The sequence below is a fragment of the Streptomyces sp. NPDC008125 genome, assembly GCF_042957125.1.
Taxonomy (GTDB): Bacteria; Actinomycetota; Actinomycetes; order Streptomycetales; family Streptomycetaceae; genus Streptomyces.
The window spans coordinates 138,243-153,243 of sequence record NZ_JBIBHR010000007.1 but is presented as its reverse complement, the minus strand read 5'-3'; the positions used below and the strand labels follow the sequence as shown (position 1 = coordinate 153,243).

Below are 15,001 nucleotides of genomic sequence, written 5' to 3'. Positions count from 1 at the left end.
TGGCTCCGCCGACGGCACCGGACGACACTGGGCACCATGGACCGTGCAGCACTGGCCGACTTCCTCCGCCGCCGCCGCGAGGCGCTCCGGCCGGAGGATGTCGCGCTTCCCCCAGGCACCCGTCGGCGTACTCAGGGCCTGCGGCGTGAGGAGGTGGCATCGCTCGCCGTGATGTCGACCGACTACTACACGCGTCTCGAACAGCAGCGCGGACCCCAGCCCAGCGCGCACATGCTGGCCTCGCTCGCCCGGGCCCTGCGGCTCACCACCGACGAACGCGACTACCTCCACCGGATCGCGGGACACAACGCGCCGCTGTCGCTGTCGGCCTCGCCGCACGTCGCTCCCGCTCTGCTGCGGGTGCTCGACCGGCTGCACGACACTCCGGCACTCGTCCTCACCGACCTCGGCGAGACGCTGGTGCAGAACGCGATGGCCGTCGCCCTGTTCGGGGACGCGTCCCGCCACACGGGCCTTGCCCGCAGCGGGATCTACCGCTGGTTCACCGATCCCGCGGAGCGTTCGGTGTACCCGGAGGCCGACCGGGAGAGGCAGAGCCGCGCCCAGGTCGCGAACCTCCGCGCCGCCCACGGACTGCGCGGCCCCCAGTCGCAGGCGGGCCGGCTCGTCAGGGCCCTGGAGAAGGAAAGCGCGGAGTTCGCCGAGGTGTGGGCGCGCCACGAGGTCGCCCGGAGATTCGAAGACCACAAAACGCTCATCCACCCCGAAGTCGGCGCGATCGAACTGGACTGCCAGGCGCTGTTCACCGAAGACCAGTCCCAGACGCTTCTCGTGCTCACCGCCCCGCCGCGGACCGAGGGGTACGAGAAACTCCGGCTGCTCGCCGCACTGGGCCTGAACCGCTTCCCGCCGACGGAACGCCAGGACTCCGCACAGGCACCGGCGAGGCACGAGGGCTGAAGCGCGGACGCGGCCCGGGGCGCTTGTCAGTGGCCGCCCCTACGGTGGGTGACATGTCGGGGATCACGTACCTCAAGGGCGACGCCACCGCACCGCAGGCCAAGGGCGTCAAGCTGATCGTGCACGTCTGCAACGACCTGGGCGGCTGGGGCAAGGGCTTCGTGCTGGCCCTCTCCCGCCGCTGGCCGGAGCCCGAGGCCGCCTACCGCCGCTGGCACCGCGAACGCGCGGGGAACGACTTCGGCCTCGGCGCCGTCCAGTTCGTGCAGGTGAGCGCGTTCGTGTGGGTGGCCAACCTGGTGGGCCAGCGGGGGATACGCAGGGGGAGCGCCGGCGTGCCCGTCCGGTACGAAGCGATCGATGCGGGCCTGGAGACGGTGGCCGCGCGCGCCGTCGAGCTGGGCGCGTCCGTCCACATGCCGAGGATCGGCTGCGGGCTCGCGGGCGGCACGTGGTCCCGGATCGAACCGCTCATAGTGCAGCGGCTGGTGAGCCGCGACGTTCCGGTGACGGTGTACGACTTCGGGTGAGCGAGCGGCGGTTCGCGTGCGCCGTGGCACCGGTGGGGCTCGGCCGGGCTCGCACGGAGGGAATGGATACGGAGTGACGGGCCATGTCTCCTTGTAACAGCGCCGGTTAAGGTGGCAGCGGGTGGCAGCGACACGGGGGAGAGCTCATGACGGTACCGGCCGACGACGAAGCGCTGATGGCGAAGGCGCTCGTAGAGGCCCCGCCCTACGACGCCGTGAGCGAGCAGATCCTCGACGCGGCCCGTGAGCAGTTCATGACCTTCGGGCTGCGCCGCTCCACCGTCGACGACGTGGCCCGGCGGGCCAAGGTCTCCCGGGTCACCGTCTACCGGCGCGTCGGCAACAAGGAAGCGCTGGTCTCCGCCTGTCTGCTGCGCGAGTACCGCCGGTTCGTGGGCGAGGTGGACCAAGCGGTGGCCGCGCTGCCGTCGGTGGAGGAGCGGTTGGTCGCCGGGTTCGTGGCGGTGCTCCGGCACGTCCGCGAACACCCGCTCATCGGCGGTCTGCTGAAGCTGGAGCCGGAGGTCATGCTGCCCTTCCTCACGGTGGACAGCGGTCCCGCGTTCCTCGCCATGCGCGACTTCCTGACCGACCGCCTCCATCAGGCGCAGCAGCTGGAGGGCCGGCCGGAGACGGACTCGGCGCCGGTCGCCGAGGTGATGGTGCGCATCACCGTCTCCTTCCTCCTCAACCCGCTGAGCTGCTTCGAGCTCGACGACGACGAGCAGGTGGCGGCCTTCGCCCGCCGCTGCCTCGTGCCCCTTCTCACCGCCGCGTGAGCGCCTCCGGCCCCCCGAGTGGTGTCGCCGCGGGGCGATCCGCCGCCCCCGGCGCCTCGTCGGGCAGCGGCTCGACCGGGCGGTTCTGCGCCCAGTGCGGCCCCAGGTCGTCGAGCCGGTAGCCGAAGGGGTAGCTGCGTGGCCGGGGTCTGGACGGCAGCCATTCGGGCCGGGCGGGCAGCAGCCGTACGCCGTACGAACGGGCCCGCACCGCCCGTACCGCCACGGTCCGCAGCCAGCGGGGCTGCGGAGTGAACCCCAGGGCCCGCAGCAGCGGTTCGTCCAGCAGGGCCAGGGCGAACCGGGCGACCAGCGGGCGCAGCGGGGACGGGTACCAGCCGGCCATCGTGCGTAACGTGGCGGTGGCGACCCGGCGGTTCGCCGGGGCCGGGGCGAACATCTCCGCCTCGTACGCGTCGAGCAGCTCCTCGAACTCCGCGTAGGTGGCGGGGACCGACTCGATGCCCATCATCCGGCCCATGGACCGGCCGGCTTCGGCGAGTGCCTGCACCTCCTGCCGGCACAGCGGGCGCCAGCCGAACCGGTCGATCCAGCGTTTGGGGCCGACGACCGTGGTGGCAAGGACGTAGAGGTAGTCCTCGTTGGCGATGCGATAGCGGCCGTGGATGCGGTTGAGATGGCGGGCGGCGGCCCGTCCGCGTTCCGAGTCGAAGCCGTCGGCCGCCATTTCGTAGCCGATCAGCACCGTGTCGTCGTAGCGCTTCTGCCCGTTCCGCTCGAACTCCTGGGTGCGGTCCAGCAGCACGGAGATGCGCGGGACACCGAAGTCGCGGAGGAACGCGACGCTCACGCCCTGCCGGTAGTCCCACGGGAACTCGTACTGGGACATCAGCCGGAGGATCTCGGCGCAGTCCCGTACCGGGTCCATCCGGCGGATCGTCCTCAGGCGGCTGTATCGGCCCATGATGTGCACCTTCCTGCGGATGTGTGCGGCTCATCGTGCCGACCCCGCGCCCGTGTCTCCCGTAACCGCCCGGTCAACTCGCGTTCGGTGCAAGGCGGTTGTCTGTGGAATAGGCGCTCGGAGTCAATGTTACAAATACTATTGACTTGTTTCATCGGGGCGTCAACGGGCCGCGACGAATCAGCGCCGGGGCCGCCGGCGCAGCACCGCCGGCGCACTCGCATACTGGAGGGCGTACAGGCGCGGGACAGCCTTCAGGTGGTGTCCGCCCGTCCGCCGACCGCCGGGAGTATCCGTATGAGCAGCCAGGGAACCGGGCTGACGGACCCCGTACCGCCCCCGCCGGGCGGTGTGCTGTGGAGCCTCGCCGGCGACGTCCGGGGCCTGCTGATGCTGCCCGCCGCCCTCACGCTCCAGGTCGCCCACCCCGCCGTGGGTGCCGGCGTCGACGAGCACTCGGTCTTCCGCACCGACCCGTGGGGGCGCGGCGAACGGTCCCTGCGCTCCCTCCAGCTCTGGGTGTACGGAGGTGAGGAAGGTGCGGCGGAAGGGCGCCGGCTGCGCGCCCTGCACCGCACCATCCGGGGAACCGACTCCCGGGGGCGCAGTTACCACGCCCTCACCCCGGCGAACTACGCCTGGGTGCACGCCACCGGCTTTCCGGTCTACCAGCACGCCTCGCGCTACCTCGTACGCCCGCTCACCGACGCCCAGGAGCGCGCCCTGTACCGGGAGTGGCTCCAGGTCGGCCGGGTCCTCGGCATCCACGACCGGGACATGCCCCGGACGATCGAGGAGTTCTGGCCCTATTACCGCAAGGTGCTCGCCGAGGAGGTGGAGTGCAACGCGGTCGTCGAGGAGCTGGTCGCCACCGACCGGCCCGTACCGCCTCCCGACCGGGGGCCGCTGCCCCTGCGGCTGGTCGCACGCGTGCTGTGGCCGGTGGTCCTGCCGCCGCTCGCCCGGTTCCGCGCCTTCCTCACGGTCGGCCTGATGCCGCCTGACGCCCGCGCCGCGATCGGCCTGGAATGGACCCCCGCGCAGGAGAGGCGGCTGCGGCGCTTCGGCGCCGTCGTGCGCCGCGTGGTGCCGGTCCTTCCCGAGCGGATGCGGTACCTGCCCCTGGCGCGCGAGGCACGCCGCGCCGCCCGCGCGGGGTCCGGGTCGCGGCGGATCTGAGCCGGGCGGAGAGTCCCCGGACCGGTCGGGCCGCAGGCGCTCGTGGGTCCCGCACCGCTCGCGCCCCGTGTGGTACTGCCTACAAGGAGTGATCTCCGGACTCCCGAAAGGTGCCCAGGTGCCCCACCTGCCGCAGGACGACCCGAAGCCGGACGGCCCGCCCGTCACGGCGGACCTGCCCGAAGACCCACGTCACGGGCAGAGACCCGTCACCGACCGGGTGGTCTTCGGCGTCACCGCCGTCCTCACGCTCGCCTTCGTGCTCTGGGGCTCGGTCGCCACCGACTCGCTGGAGAGCGTCTCCGACGATCTGCTCGAAGGGCTCATCCACAACGGCGGCTGGGCCTTCATGCTCGCCGCGTCCGGCTTCGTGGTCTTCGCGCTGTGGCTGGCGATCAGCCGCTACGGAAGGATCCGGCTCGGCCAGGAGGGGGAGGAGCCGGAGTTCCGGACCGTCTCCTGGGTCGCGATGATGTTCAGCGCCGGCATGGGCATCGGCCTGATGTTCTACGGGGTGAGCGAGCCGCTGGCCCACTTCACCGACCCGCCCCCGGGAACCCGCCCAGCCGACCAGGCGGAGGCGATGCAGACCGCGATGGCCACCACGCTCTTCCACTGGACGCTCCACCCCTGGGCGATCTACGCCGTCGTCGGGCTCTCCATCGCGTACAGCACCTACCGCAGGCGCCGCCGGCAGACGATCAGCGCCGTCTTCGAGCCGCTCATCGGGGAACGCCGCTCCCGGGGCGGCTTCGGCAGGATCATCGACATCCTCGCGATCTTCGCGACCCTCTTCGGCTCGGCCGCCTCCCTCGGTCTCGGCGCGCTCCAGATCGGCAGCGGTTTCCACGAACTGAACTGGCGGGAGAAGACGGGGACCGGCCTGCTCGTCGCCATCATCGCCGTGCTGACCGTGGCGTTCGTCGCCTCGGCCGTCTCCGGGGTGGAGAAGGGCATCCAGTGGCTCTCCAACATCAACATGGTGCTCGCCCTGATCCTCGCCGTCTTCGTGTTCGTCGCCGGCCCCACGATCATCGTGCTCGACCTGCTGCCCACCTCCATCGCCGAGTACGTCCGCGAACTGCCCCAGCTCGCCGGACGCACCGAGGCCACCGGCGAGGGCGAGGTCGCCGACTGGCTGCGCTCCTGGACGGTCTTCTACTGGGCGTGGTGGATCTCCTGGACGCCCTTCGTCGGCATGTTCATCGCCCGAATCAGCCGGGGCCGCACCATCAGGCAGTTCATCGGCGGGGTCATCCTCGTACCGAGCACCGTCAGCCTGGTCTGGTTCGCGATCTTCGGCGGCTCCGCGATCCGGCTCAAGGAGGCGGGCAAGCTCGGTGGAGCCGAAACCCCGGAGGCGCAGCTCTTCGGAGTCCTCCAGCAGTTTCCCGTCGCCACCCTGATGAGCGTCCTGGTGATGGTCCTCGTCGGGATCTTCTTCGTCTCCGGCGCGGACGCCGCCTCGATCGTCATGGGCACGCTCTCGCAGAAGGGCGTCCTGGAGCCGGGCAAGTGGGTCGTCGTGTTCTGGGGCGTCGTCACCGGTGCGGTGGCCGCCGTCATGCTGCTCATCGGTGACGGCGAGGGCGACGCGCTGGCAGGACTCCAGAACCTCACCATCCTGGTCGCGGCGCCCTTCACCATCGTGATGGTCGGCATGTGCGTCTCCCTCATGCGGGACCTGCGCCAGGACCCGCTCATCGTCCGCCAGGAGTTCGGCGTCGAGGCGGTCGAGAGCGCGGTCCTCCAGGGGCATGCGAAGTACGACGGCGACTTCGAGATCCGGATCGGCCCCGGGAGCGAGATCACCGAGGACCACCGGCACCGGCACGAGGACCCGGGGCCCGCGGGCCCGCCGACGGGGGAGTGAACCGGGGGCGGTGCGGGGCACGTCGCGCGGCGGTGCGGGCGGTACGGGGCGCGGCGGTGCGGGGCACGTCGCGCGGCGGTGCGGGCGGTACGGGGCGCGGCGGTGCGGGCACTACGGGGGCGCGGCACCGGGCTCCCTGTACCGCGCGTACCGCCACCGCGCCCGGCTCTTTACCCCACCAGCAGTGCCGCCTCCCGTGCGCAGCCCCACGCGACCGTGACCCCCGCGCCCCCGTGCCCGTAGTTGTGGACCACCCGGCCGCCGCCGGGCAGGTCCTCCGCCTCGATCCGCACCCCCGCGTCCCGCGCCGGGCGCAGCCCCACCCGGTGTCCGAGGACCCGGGCTCCCGCGATCTCGGGCCGGATCCGCGCGCACCGCGCCACGATGCCGGCGGCGATGCGGGGGTCCGGCTCCGTGGACCAGTCGTCGTCCTGCGCCGTGCCGCCCAGCACCAGCCCGTACGGCTGCGGGAACACGTACGTCGTCCAGCCCGTCGCGGGATCGGGGGCCGCGCACCACTCGGTGATCCCCGGGTTCTCCACCAGGACGAGCTGGCCCCGCACCGGACGCATCCCGCCGTCCGAGGCCAGCGCCCCCGCTCCCAGCCCCGCGCAGTCGACCACCACGGATGCCTCGGCGGCGGCCTCCGCGAACCCGCTCACCGTGCGCCGCTCGACGGTGCCGCCGGCCGTCAGCAGCCGCCGCTCCAGCCAGGCCAGGTGGTCGGGCATGCTGATCAGCGGCAGCGTCACCCGCAGCCCCTCCGCCACCTCCACCGCGCCCCGCAGCCGTGCCGCCCACGGGTCCAGCGCGGCCAGGCGCTCGCCCAGATGAATCCCGGCCACCATCCTCACCCCGGTCTCCTCCGGATCCTCCGCCAGCTCCTCGTGGACGGCGAGCGTCTCCAGGGCCCAGTCACCCACCGACCGCGCCGGCTCGATCCGGTACGGCCACCACAGGGCACCCGCCACCGCCGAGGTGGTGTCCCCTGCCGCGTCCCGCGACCAGACCCGCACCCGGTGGCCCCGATCCGCGAGCACCACCGCCGTGGTCAGCCCGCTGACCCCGCCGCCCACCACGATCACGTCCGGCATACCGCCACCCCTGTCGCTCCCGTCACGCACCCGCACCTGTCACTCCGGAAGCTAACCGAGGGCCCGGCGTCCAGGACAGTGTCCGGCGGACCATGGCCGCAGACGTGGTCCCGATCCGTGACGGCCCCGATCCGCGACGCCGCTGTCAGTGACCGCCCTCCGGGGGCTCGCAGTCGGAGCCGTCGGGGTAGCCGCCGAAGGCGTCCGCCGTGACGGAGTCGCGGCTCATCGTTCCCTCCACGCACCAGGGGGAGGCGTCGAGGACGATGAGGAAGCCGACTTCCGTCGGGCCGTTCCGATACGCGTTCCCCGCGCGGTAGCCGAGTCCGTCGAGGGCCTTCTGGACATGCTGCGGGTCGAAGTCCCCGCGCTCGCGCAGCGGTTCGAGTGCGCTCTCGACCCGCCCGGTGGCCGCGAGCCCGTCGCAGCGGTTCTGGCCGTGGAGCGGGAGAGGGACCCTGAAGCCGTGGTTCTCGGCGTAGTGGTCGGCCGGCGCGGCGGTCGCGGACGGGGTGGTGGCCGCCGGAGCCGTCGGCTCGGGGTCTTCGCCGGGGCAGAGGAAGTCCGCCTGTGCGCTCGGCGTCGGGGACGAGTGCGGACTCGCCCCGGCCGTGTCCCCGGCCCGCGACGTCCCGCACCCCGCCGCCAGCAGGACCGACGCCACCAGCGGCAGCGCCCGGTACCCCGGTCTTCTCGATGTCGTCATCGGCCGATTCTCTCCCGTCGGCCCGGCGGAGCTCATGAGTTCCGCTCCTCGGGCCACGCGACGGCCGGTCACGTTCCGGTGCCGGGCGGCAGGCCTCCTCCGCCCCCCGCACCCGCTCCCGCCACGGACGGCCTCCCCGGCCCACGGTCCTGGCCATTGACGGGCGGGCCGCCGGGAACGCTTAGGATCGACACCCTGATGACTGCCACTCTCGTCGCCAAGGACCTCGCCGCCGGACACGGCGACCGCACACTCTTCGCCGGGCTCGACCTCGTCGTCGCCCCCGGGGACGTGATCGGTCTCGTCGGAGTCAACGGGGCCGGAAAATCCTCCCTGCTCCGGCTGCTCGCCGGGCTCGACCGGCCCGAGGAGGGGGAGCTGCGGCTCTCGCCCCCCTCCGCCACCGTCGGCCACCTCCCGCAGGAGCCCGACCGGCGCCCCGGGGAGACCGTCCGCGCGTTCCTCGCCCGCCGTACCGGTGTCGCCGACGCCCAGGCCACCATGGACGCCGCGACCCAGGCCCTGGTGGACGGCGCGCCCGGCGCCGACGACGCGTACTCCGAGTCGCTGGAACGCTGGCTCGACCTCGGCGGCGCCGACCTGGACGAGCGGGCCGAGGAAGTGGCCGCCGACCTCGGACTCACCGTCGGCCTCGACCTGCCGATGACGGCGCTCTCCGGCGGCCAGGCCGCCCGTGCCGGGCTCGCCTCCCTGCTGCTTTCCCGGTACGACATCTTCCTGCTGGACGAGCCCACCAACGACCTCGACCTCGGCGGTCTCGAGCGCCTGGAACGCTTCGTCTCCGGGCTGCGTGCCGGGACCGTCGTCATCAGCCACGACCGCGAGTTCCTCACCCGTACGGTCACCAAGGTCCTCGAACTCGACCTCGCGCAGCAGCAGATCAACCTCTACGGCGGCGGCTACGCCTCCTACCTGGAAGAGCGGGAGAGGGCCCGGACGCACGCCCGTGAGGAGTTCGAGGAGTACGCCGACAAGAAGTCGGCCCTCGAAGGCCGCGCCCAGATGCAGCGGGGCTGGATGGACAAGGGCGTGAAGAACGCCCGGCGCAAGGCCACCGACTCGGACAAGCTGGGCCGCAAATTCCGCAGCGAGGCCAGCGAGAAGCAGGCTGCGAAAGCCCGGCAGACCCAGCGCATGATCGAGCGCCTGGATGTCGTGGACGAGCCGCGCAAGGAGTGGGAGCTGCGGATGGAGATCGCCACCGCGCCGCGTTCCGGCTCAGTCGTCGCCACCCTGCGCGAAGCCCGCGTCGTCCGGGGCGATTTCGCGTTCGGGCCCGTCTCGCTCCAGATCGACTGGGCCGACCGGGTCGCCATCACCGGAGCCAACGGGGCCGGCAAGTCCACTCTGCTGGCCGCGCTGTTGGGGCGGCTGGCAGTCGACTCCGGTTCCGCCGTGCTGGGTTCGGGCGTCGTGGTGGGCGAGGTGGACCAGGCGCGCAAGCTCTTCCTCGGCGAGGAGACCCTGCTGGCGGCCTTCTGCGCCGCCGTCCCGGACACCGAGCCCGCCGAAGTGCGCACGTTGCTGGCCAAGTTCGGGCTGCGCGCGGACCACGTGATGCGCCCGGCGACCACGCTGTCGCCCGGCGAGCGGACCCGCGCCGCCCTCGCCCTGCTCCAGGGCAAGGGCGTCAACCTGCTGGTCCTGGACGAGCCCACCAACCACCTCGACCTGCCCGCCATCGAGCAGCTGGAGTCCGCACTCGACTCGTACAACGGCACGCTCCTGCTGGTCACGCACGACCGGCGGATGCTGGAGGCGGTCCGTACGACCCGGCGCATCGAGGTCGCGGACGGGCGGATCACGGAGCTCTGACGGGCCGTACGAGGGCGGGTCGGACCGAGAGGTCCGGGCAGCCCTCGGCGCACGGACGGGCCGACCCCGAAGGGCCGGCCCGTCCGTGCGTCCGGGGTCGCCGTCAGCGCTTCCTGCCGCCCTGGCCCGGGTCGGCGAGGCCGGCGCGCCGCAGCGCGTCCGCCATGGCGCTGTTGGCGGGCGCGGGTGCGGGCGAAGGCCGGGCACCGCCGCCCGTGCCGTTGCCGCGCCGGTCACCGCTCTGCCGGCGCCCGCCACCGTCCGACTGGCGCTGGCGCGGCGGCCGGCCGCCCTGGCCCGGTGCCGCGTCCCGGTCGCGCCGGCCGCCGCCCTGACCGGGCGCCGTCCCGTCGTCCAGCCGCAGCGTCAGCGAGATCCGCTTGCGCGGGACGTCGACGTCCATGACCTTGACCTTCACGATGTCCCCGGGCTTCACGACGTCACGCGGGTCCTTCACGAAGGTCCTCGACATCGCCGACACGTGGACCAGACCGTCCTGGTGGACGCCGACGTCGACGAAGGCGCCGAACGCGGCGACGTTGGTGACCACGCCCTCCAGGACCATCCCGCACTCCAGGTCGCCGATCTTCTCGACGCCTTCCTTGAAAGTCGCGGTCCGGAACGCCGGACGCGGGTCGCGGCCCGGCTTCTCCAGCTCCTTCAGGATGTCGGTCACCGTCGGCAGACCGAAGGTGTCGTCCACGAACGCGTCGGCCCGCAGCGACCGCAGCACCTCCGTGTTGCCGATGAGGGACGCGACCTCGGTGCCCGCCGTCTTCACCATCCGGCGCACCACCGGGTACGCCTCCGGGTGCACGCTCGACCCGTCCAGCGGATCGTCCCCGCCCCGGATGCGGAGGAAGCCCGCGCACTGCTCGTACGCCTTCGGGCCGAGCCGGGCCACGTCCTTGAGGGCCCTGCGGGAACGGAAGGGACCGTTGGTGTCCCGGTGCGCGACGATGTTCTCGGCCAGCCCCGAACTGATCCCGGAAACCCGCGAAAGCAGCGGGGCGGACGCGGTGTTGACGTCCACGCCGACCCCGTTCACGCAGTCCTCGACCACCGCGTCCAGTGAACGCGAGAGCTTGACCTCGGACAGGTCGTGCTGGTACTGGCCGACGCCGATCGACTTCGGGTCGATCTTCACCAGCTCGGCCAGCGGATCCTGGAGGCGGCGAGCGATCGACACCGCGCCGCGCAACGACACGTCCATGTCCGGGAGTTCCTGCGAGGCGAAGGCCGAAGCCGAGTACACCGAGGCGCCCGCCTCCGAGACCATCACCTTGGTGAGCTTCAACTCCGGGTGCTTGTCGCAGAGTTCACCCGCCAGCTTGTCGGTCTCGCGGGACGCCGTGCCGTTGCCGATGGCGATCAGGTTCACGGAGTGCGCGCGGCAGAGCCGCTCCAGCTTCGTGAGCGACTCCTCCCACCGGTTGGCCGGGACGTGCGGGTGGATGACGTCGGTCGCCACCACCTTGCCCGTCGCGTCGACCACCGCGACCTTCACGCCCGTACGGAAACCGGGGTCGAGCCCCAGCGTCGCCCGGGTGCCCGCCGGGGCGGCGAGCAGCAGATCGCGGAGGTTGGACGCGAAGACGCGGACCGCCTCGTCCTCCGCGGAGGTACGCAGCCGGAGCCGCAGGTCGATGCCGAGGTGCACCAGGATGCGGGTCCGCCAGGCCCAGCGCACCGTGTCCCCGAGCCACTTGTCGCCCGGCCGGCCCCGGTCCGCGACGCCGAAGCGGCGCGCGACCATGTTCTCGTACGCGGACGGCCCCGGCTCCTCCGAAGGCTCCTCCGGCTCCAGCACCAGGTCGAGCACGTCCTCCTTCTCGCCCCGGAGCATGGCGAGAATGCGGTGCGAGGGCAGTGCGGTGAAGGGCTCGGTGAAGTCGAAGTAGTCGGCGAACTTCGATCCGTCCTCCTCCTTGCCCGCCCGCACCTTCGCCACCAGCCGGCCGCGCGTCCACATCCGCTCGCGCATCTCGCCGGTCAGGTCGGCGTCCTCGGAGAAGCGCTCGGTGAGGATCGAACGGGCGCCCTCCAGCGCGGCCGCGCCGTCCGGGACCCCCTTCTCCGGGTCCACGAACGCCGCCGCCGCGGCGAGCGGGTCGACGGACGGGTCGCCGAGCAGCCCGTCGGCGAGCGGCTCCAGACCCGCCTCGCGGGCGATCTGCGCCTTGGTCCGCCGCTTCGGCTTGAACGGCAGGTAGATGTCCTCCAGACGCGACTTGGTGTCCGCCGCCCGGATACGGGCCTCCAGCGCCTCGTCGAGCTTGCCCTGCTCGCGGACGGATTCGAGGATCGCGGAACGGCGGTCCTCCAGCTCCCGCAGATAGCGCAGCCGCTCCTCCAGCGTGCGCAGCTGGGCGTCGTCGAGCATCTCCGTCGCTTCCTTGCGGTAGCGCGCGATGAACGGGACGGTCGACCCGCCGTCGAGCAAGGCGACGGCTGCCGCCACCTGTCGCTCACGTACGCCGAGTTCCTCGGCGATCCTGCCTTCGATGGACGTCGTCACGGTGTTACCGGCTCGCCTTCTCGTACTGGCTGTGTTGCTGGCTCTGCTGACGACCCCGCCCCGCCGTGCGGAGGGACTCCGTACCGGGGCGGGCCGTCATTCGGGGTGGTCCCCTTCGCCTGCATTGTGCCGGGTGGCCGGGTGCCGTGTCGCGCGACCTCCGCGAACCACGGGCCGGAACCGTGCCGGGTACCCCCCGGCGGTCAGCCCTTGCCGATCAGGTCGCCGGGGAAGGCGCCTGCCGAGGCGGCGGTGAACAGGAAGCCGCGCGCCAGATCGGTCAGCCGCGCCACCCCGTCCGCGCCGAGGTGTTCGTACGGCGCCGCGTCCAGCCGGTCCGTCGTCTCCTCCAGTTCCGCCCGCAGCGCGGTGCCCGCCTCCGTCAGGGAGCCCTCGTCGTCCAGCAGTCCGCGCGCCCGCAGCCGGGCGGAGGCCGCGTCCCAGTCCTCGCGGTGCCAGCCGCGGGTGCCCTGGACCCAGCGCGGGGACATGCCCTTCCCGGTCGCCGTGTGGCTGACCAGCGCTTCGACCGGGTCCAGCCCCGCGGCGAGCAGCGCGGCGAGGTGGCCGTCGCCCCGGTGCTCGCGCAGCAGCGTCGCGGCGTGCCAGAAGGCGAGGTGCGGCTCGGTGGGAACCGGCAGATCGGCGTGGGCGGCGTACAGCGGCCGGGCGTGCCGGGTGCACGCCCCGGCGGCCCGCAGCGCCAGCCCGGCGGCCTCCGCCATGTCGGACGAGCCGATGACCTCCTCGCCGAGCAGGCGGCGCAGCGTGGTGTCGGCGGCGCGGAGCCTGGCGGCGAGCACCGCGTCGGGGGAGGCCACCGACCAGACGGCCGGCACATGCTGAGCCACCAGCTCGTGGTTGAAGTTGTAGAAGGTCGACGTCACCGCGCCGGCCCCGACCGCACCGAGCGCGGCGGCCCTGGCGGCGAAGTACGCGGCCCGGGCGTCGTCGATCCCGAGCGCGCCGAGTTCGGCGGTGAGGTCGGGGGAGAAGAAGAGCGTCGAGTGCAGCGGGTTGACGGCGTTGTGACAGCGGCGGCCGGCGCGGGGCGGCAGAGTACTCATGCGCCGCACATTACCGACTGGTCAGTATGGATGGAAATCCCGTACGCGCCTCCCGGGGCGGGGCGTACGGGCCTGGCTCAGGTGGTCCAGGTGAAGCGCGGCGGCCGTCGCTCCAGGAAGGCGCTCACGCCTTCCGCCGTGTCCTCGCTCGTCCGCGCCTGCGCGGTCCAGTGGGCGTCCCGGTCGGTGCGGCCGGTGGCGAACTCCTTCGCCGCCGCCTGGGTCAGCTGGGACCGCGACGCGAGAATGCCGCAGAACTCCGCGACCCGGCCGGCCAGCCCCGCGGGCGGCAGTACCTCGTCGATCAGCCCGGTGCGCAGAGCCCGCTCGGTGCCGATCAGCTCCCCGGAGAAGAGGAGGTACTTCGCGGTCGCGGGACCCACCAGCCCGACGAGCCGGCGGGTCGAGGAGGACGAGTAGACGATCCCCAGCTTGGCCGGGGTGATGCCGAAGCGTGCGCCCTCCTCGGCGAAGCGGAGGTCGCAGGCAGCCGCCAGCTGGCATCCTCCTCCCACGCAGTAGCCGCGTACGGCGGCGATCGTCGGCCTGGGGAAGGCGGCCAGCGCCTCCTCCGCGGCCACCGTGAGTTCCGAGGTCAGCTGTCCGGGCTCCTTGAGGGAGGAGATGTCCGCCCCCGCGCAGAAGGTGTCGCCCGCGCCGGTGAGGACCAGCACCCGCACCGAGGCGTCGGCCGCCAGCCGCTCCAGCAGGACGGGCAGCTCCCGCCACATCGGAGCCGTCATGGCGTTCCGCTTGGCGGGATTGCCGATGACGACGGTCGCCACCCCGTTCGCGACGGTGTGCTCCAGCTGAGGCTCGGTGCGGTCCATGCGCCGGATGCTATCCGTACCGTTCGCTCCTATGATCCGACCAGGGCCTTTCGTCCGGCAGGCCCTCGGGGGTGGAGCACGTACGCGCCGCGAGGAGCTGTCGATGGCCGATTCCCGGGTCCAGCGCAGGAAACTCAACCGTAGTTTCGCCGTACTGGTCGTGCTCGGCATCCTGCTGGTGGCCGCGGGCATCGTCGGTCTCATCCACACCGGCGTGGCCACGCTCACCTCGATGCTGCTCTTCGGCTGGCTCCTGCTGATCGGCGGGGTGGTGGGTCTGGCGCACGCGGTCCAGTCCCGGGGCAGCAGCTTCTTCTGGCTCGCCGTCGTCGTCGCGGCACTCAACATCGCGGCCGGCGTGGTCGTGATCCACGACCCGTACGGCAGCGCCGAGGCGCTCACCATGTTCGCCGCCCTGCTCTTCCTCACCGGAGGCCTGTTCCGGCTGGTCGGCTCGGTCGTGGTGCGCGGCCCGCAGTTCGGCTGGACCCTGCTGCAGGGCGCCTTCGGCCTGCTGCTGGGACTGCTGGTGCTCTTCGACTGGCCGCACAGCAGCCGGTACGTCCTCGGCCTCTTCTTCTCCCTCTCGCTGCTCTTCGACGGACTGGGCCTGGTCGCGATCGGCGTCGGTGGCCGGCAGGTGGTCGGGCTGGTCACCGAGCAGCTGGCGGCGGACGGGGACGGCGGCAGGAGAAGGCCGAATAGTGCCCCAGAAGGTGGCCAGAAGTAGTCCACATGCGACG

General features: G+C 72.5%; 13 protein-coding genes. 7 read left to right on the top strand and 6 right to left on the bottom strand.

The window, feature by feature from the left end; genetic code table 11:
• Positions 1–36: 36 nt before the first annotated feature.
• The 3 genes from ACFZAX_RS14350 (at position 37) to ACFZAX_RS14340 (ending at position 2,230) form a co-directional block, all read left to right on the top strand.
• Positions 37–921, top strand: a complete 885-nt coding sequence (locus ACFZAX_RS14350) for a helix-turn-helix domain-containing protein (protein ID WP_390961681.1) — start codon at positions 37–39, stop codon at positions 919–921.
• 53 nt (positions 922–974) lie between these two features.
• Positions 975–1,451 carry a macro domain-containing protein gene (locus tag ACFZAX_RS14345; RefSeq protein WP_390961680.1) on the top strand — a complete coding sequence of 159 codons (477 nt, stop codon included), beginning with the start codon at positions 975–977 and terminating at the stop codon, positions 1,449–1,451.
• Between the two features lie 146 nt (positions 1,452–1,597).
• Positions 1,598–2,230, top strand: coding sequence for a TetR family transcriptional regulator (locus ACFZAX_RS14340; protein ID WP_390961679.1), 633 nt, complete (start codon positions 1,598–1,600; stop codon positions 2,228–2,230).
• Here the strand turns inward: ACFZAX_RS14340 and ACFZAX_RS14335 are convergent.
• Complete coding sequence (locus tag ACFZAX_RS14335) at positions 2,217–3,155, bottom strand: oxygenase MpaB family protein (RefSeq protein ID WP_390961677.1); 939 nt, start codon at positions 3,153–3,155, stop codon at positions 2,217–2,219. The genes ACFZAX_RS14340 and ACFZAX_RS14335 overlap by 14 nt on opposite strands.
• Before the next feature lie 297 nt (positions 3,156–3,452).
• On the opposite strand from ACFZAX_RS14335, the gene ACFZAX_RS14330 reads away from it, so the two are divergent.
• Together ACFZAX_RS14330 and ACFZAX_RS14325 are read left to right on the top strand one after the other, a co-directional pair.
• Complete coding sequence (locus ACFZAX_RS14330; RefSeq protein ID WP_390961676.1) at positions 3,453–4,334, top strand: oxygenase MpaB family protein; 882 nt, start codon at positions 3,453–3,455, stop codon at positions 4,332–4,334.
• 127 nt (positions 4,335–4,461) lie between these two features.
• A complete protein-coding gene (locus tag ACFZAX_RS14325; RefSeq protein ID WP_390961922.1) occupies positions 4,462–6,207 on the top strand; it encodes a BCCT family transporter in 1,746 nt (581 codons plus the stop codon).
• A gap of 170 nt (positions 6,208–6,377) precedes the next feature.
• Here ACFZAX_RS14325 and ACFZAX_RS14320 read toward each other — a convergent pair whose 3' ends face one another.
• Together ACFZAX_RS14320 and ACFZAX_RS14315 are read right to left on the bottom strand one after the other, a co-directional pair.
• Positions 6,378–7,301: an FAD-dependent oxidoreductase gene (locus ACFZAX_RS14320; RefSeq protein ID WP_390961674.1), complete on the bottom strand. Its 924-nt coding sequence runs from the start codon at positions 7,299–7,301 to the stop codon at positions 6,378–6,380.
• A gap of 145 nt (positions 7,302–7,446) precedes the next feature.
• The gene (locus tag ACFZAX_RS14315; RefSeq protein WP_390961673.1) at positions 7,447–8,007 is read right to left on the bottom strand and encodes a hypothetical protein; all 561 of its coding nucleotides are present in this window, start codon (positions 8,005–8,007) and stop codon (positions 7,447–7,449) included.
• A gap of 198 nt (positions 8,008–8,205) precedes the next feature.
• On the opposite strand from ACFZAX_RS14315, the gene ACFZAX_RS14310 reads away from it, so the two are divergent.
• Entirely contained in the window at positions 8,206–9,843 is a 1,638-nt protein-coding gene (locus ACFZAX_RS14310; RefSeq protein ID WP_390961672.1) for an ATP-binding cassette domain-containing protein, read from the top strand.
• Between the two features lie 103 nt (positions 9,844–9,946).
• Here the strand turns inward: ACFZAX_RS14310 and ACFZAX_RS14305 are convergent, their stop codons facing one another.
• From ACFZAX_RS14305 to ACFZAX_RS14295, 3 genes are all read right to left on the bottom strand, one after another.
• Complete coding sequence (locus ACFZAX_RS14305) at positions 9,947–12,361, bottom strand: helix-hairpin-helix domain-containing protein (protein WP_390961670.1); 2,415 nt, start codon at positions 12,359–12,361, stop codon at positions 9,947–9,949.
• 203 nt (positions 12,362–12,564) lie between these two features.
• Positions 12,565–13,428 (bottom strand): hypothetical protein, encoded by an 864-nt coding sequence (locus ACFZAX_RS14300; RefSeq protein ID WP_390961668.1) that lies wholly within the window; start codon positions 13,426–13,428, stop codon positions 12,565–12,567.
• Between the two features lie 77 nt (positions 13,429–13,505).
• Positions 13,506–14,258, bottom strand: coding sequence for an enoyl-CoA hydratase-related protein (locus ACFZAX_RS14295; RefSeq protein ID WP_390961667.1), 753 nt, complete (start codon positions 14,256–14,258; stop codon positions 13,506–13,508).
• 103 nt (positions 14,259–14,361) lie between these two features.
• Here ACFZAX_RS14295 and ACFZAX_RS14290 point away from each other — a divergent pair, with 103 nt between their 5' ends.
• Positions 14,362–14,988, top strand: coding sequence for a DUF308 domain-containing protein (locus ACFZAX_RS14290; protein ID WP_390961666.1), 627 nt, complete (start codon positions 14,362–14,364; stop codon positions 14,986–14,988).
• The last annotated feature ends 13 nt before the right edge of the window (positions 14,989–15,001 follow it).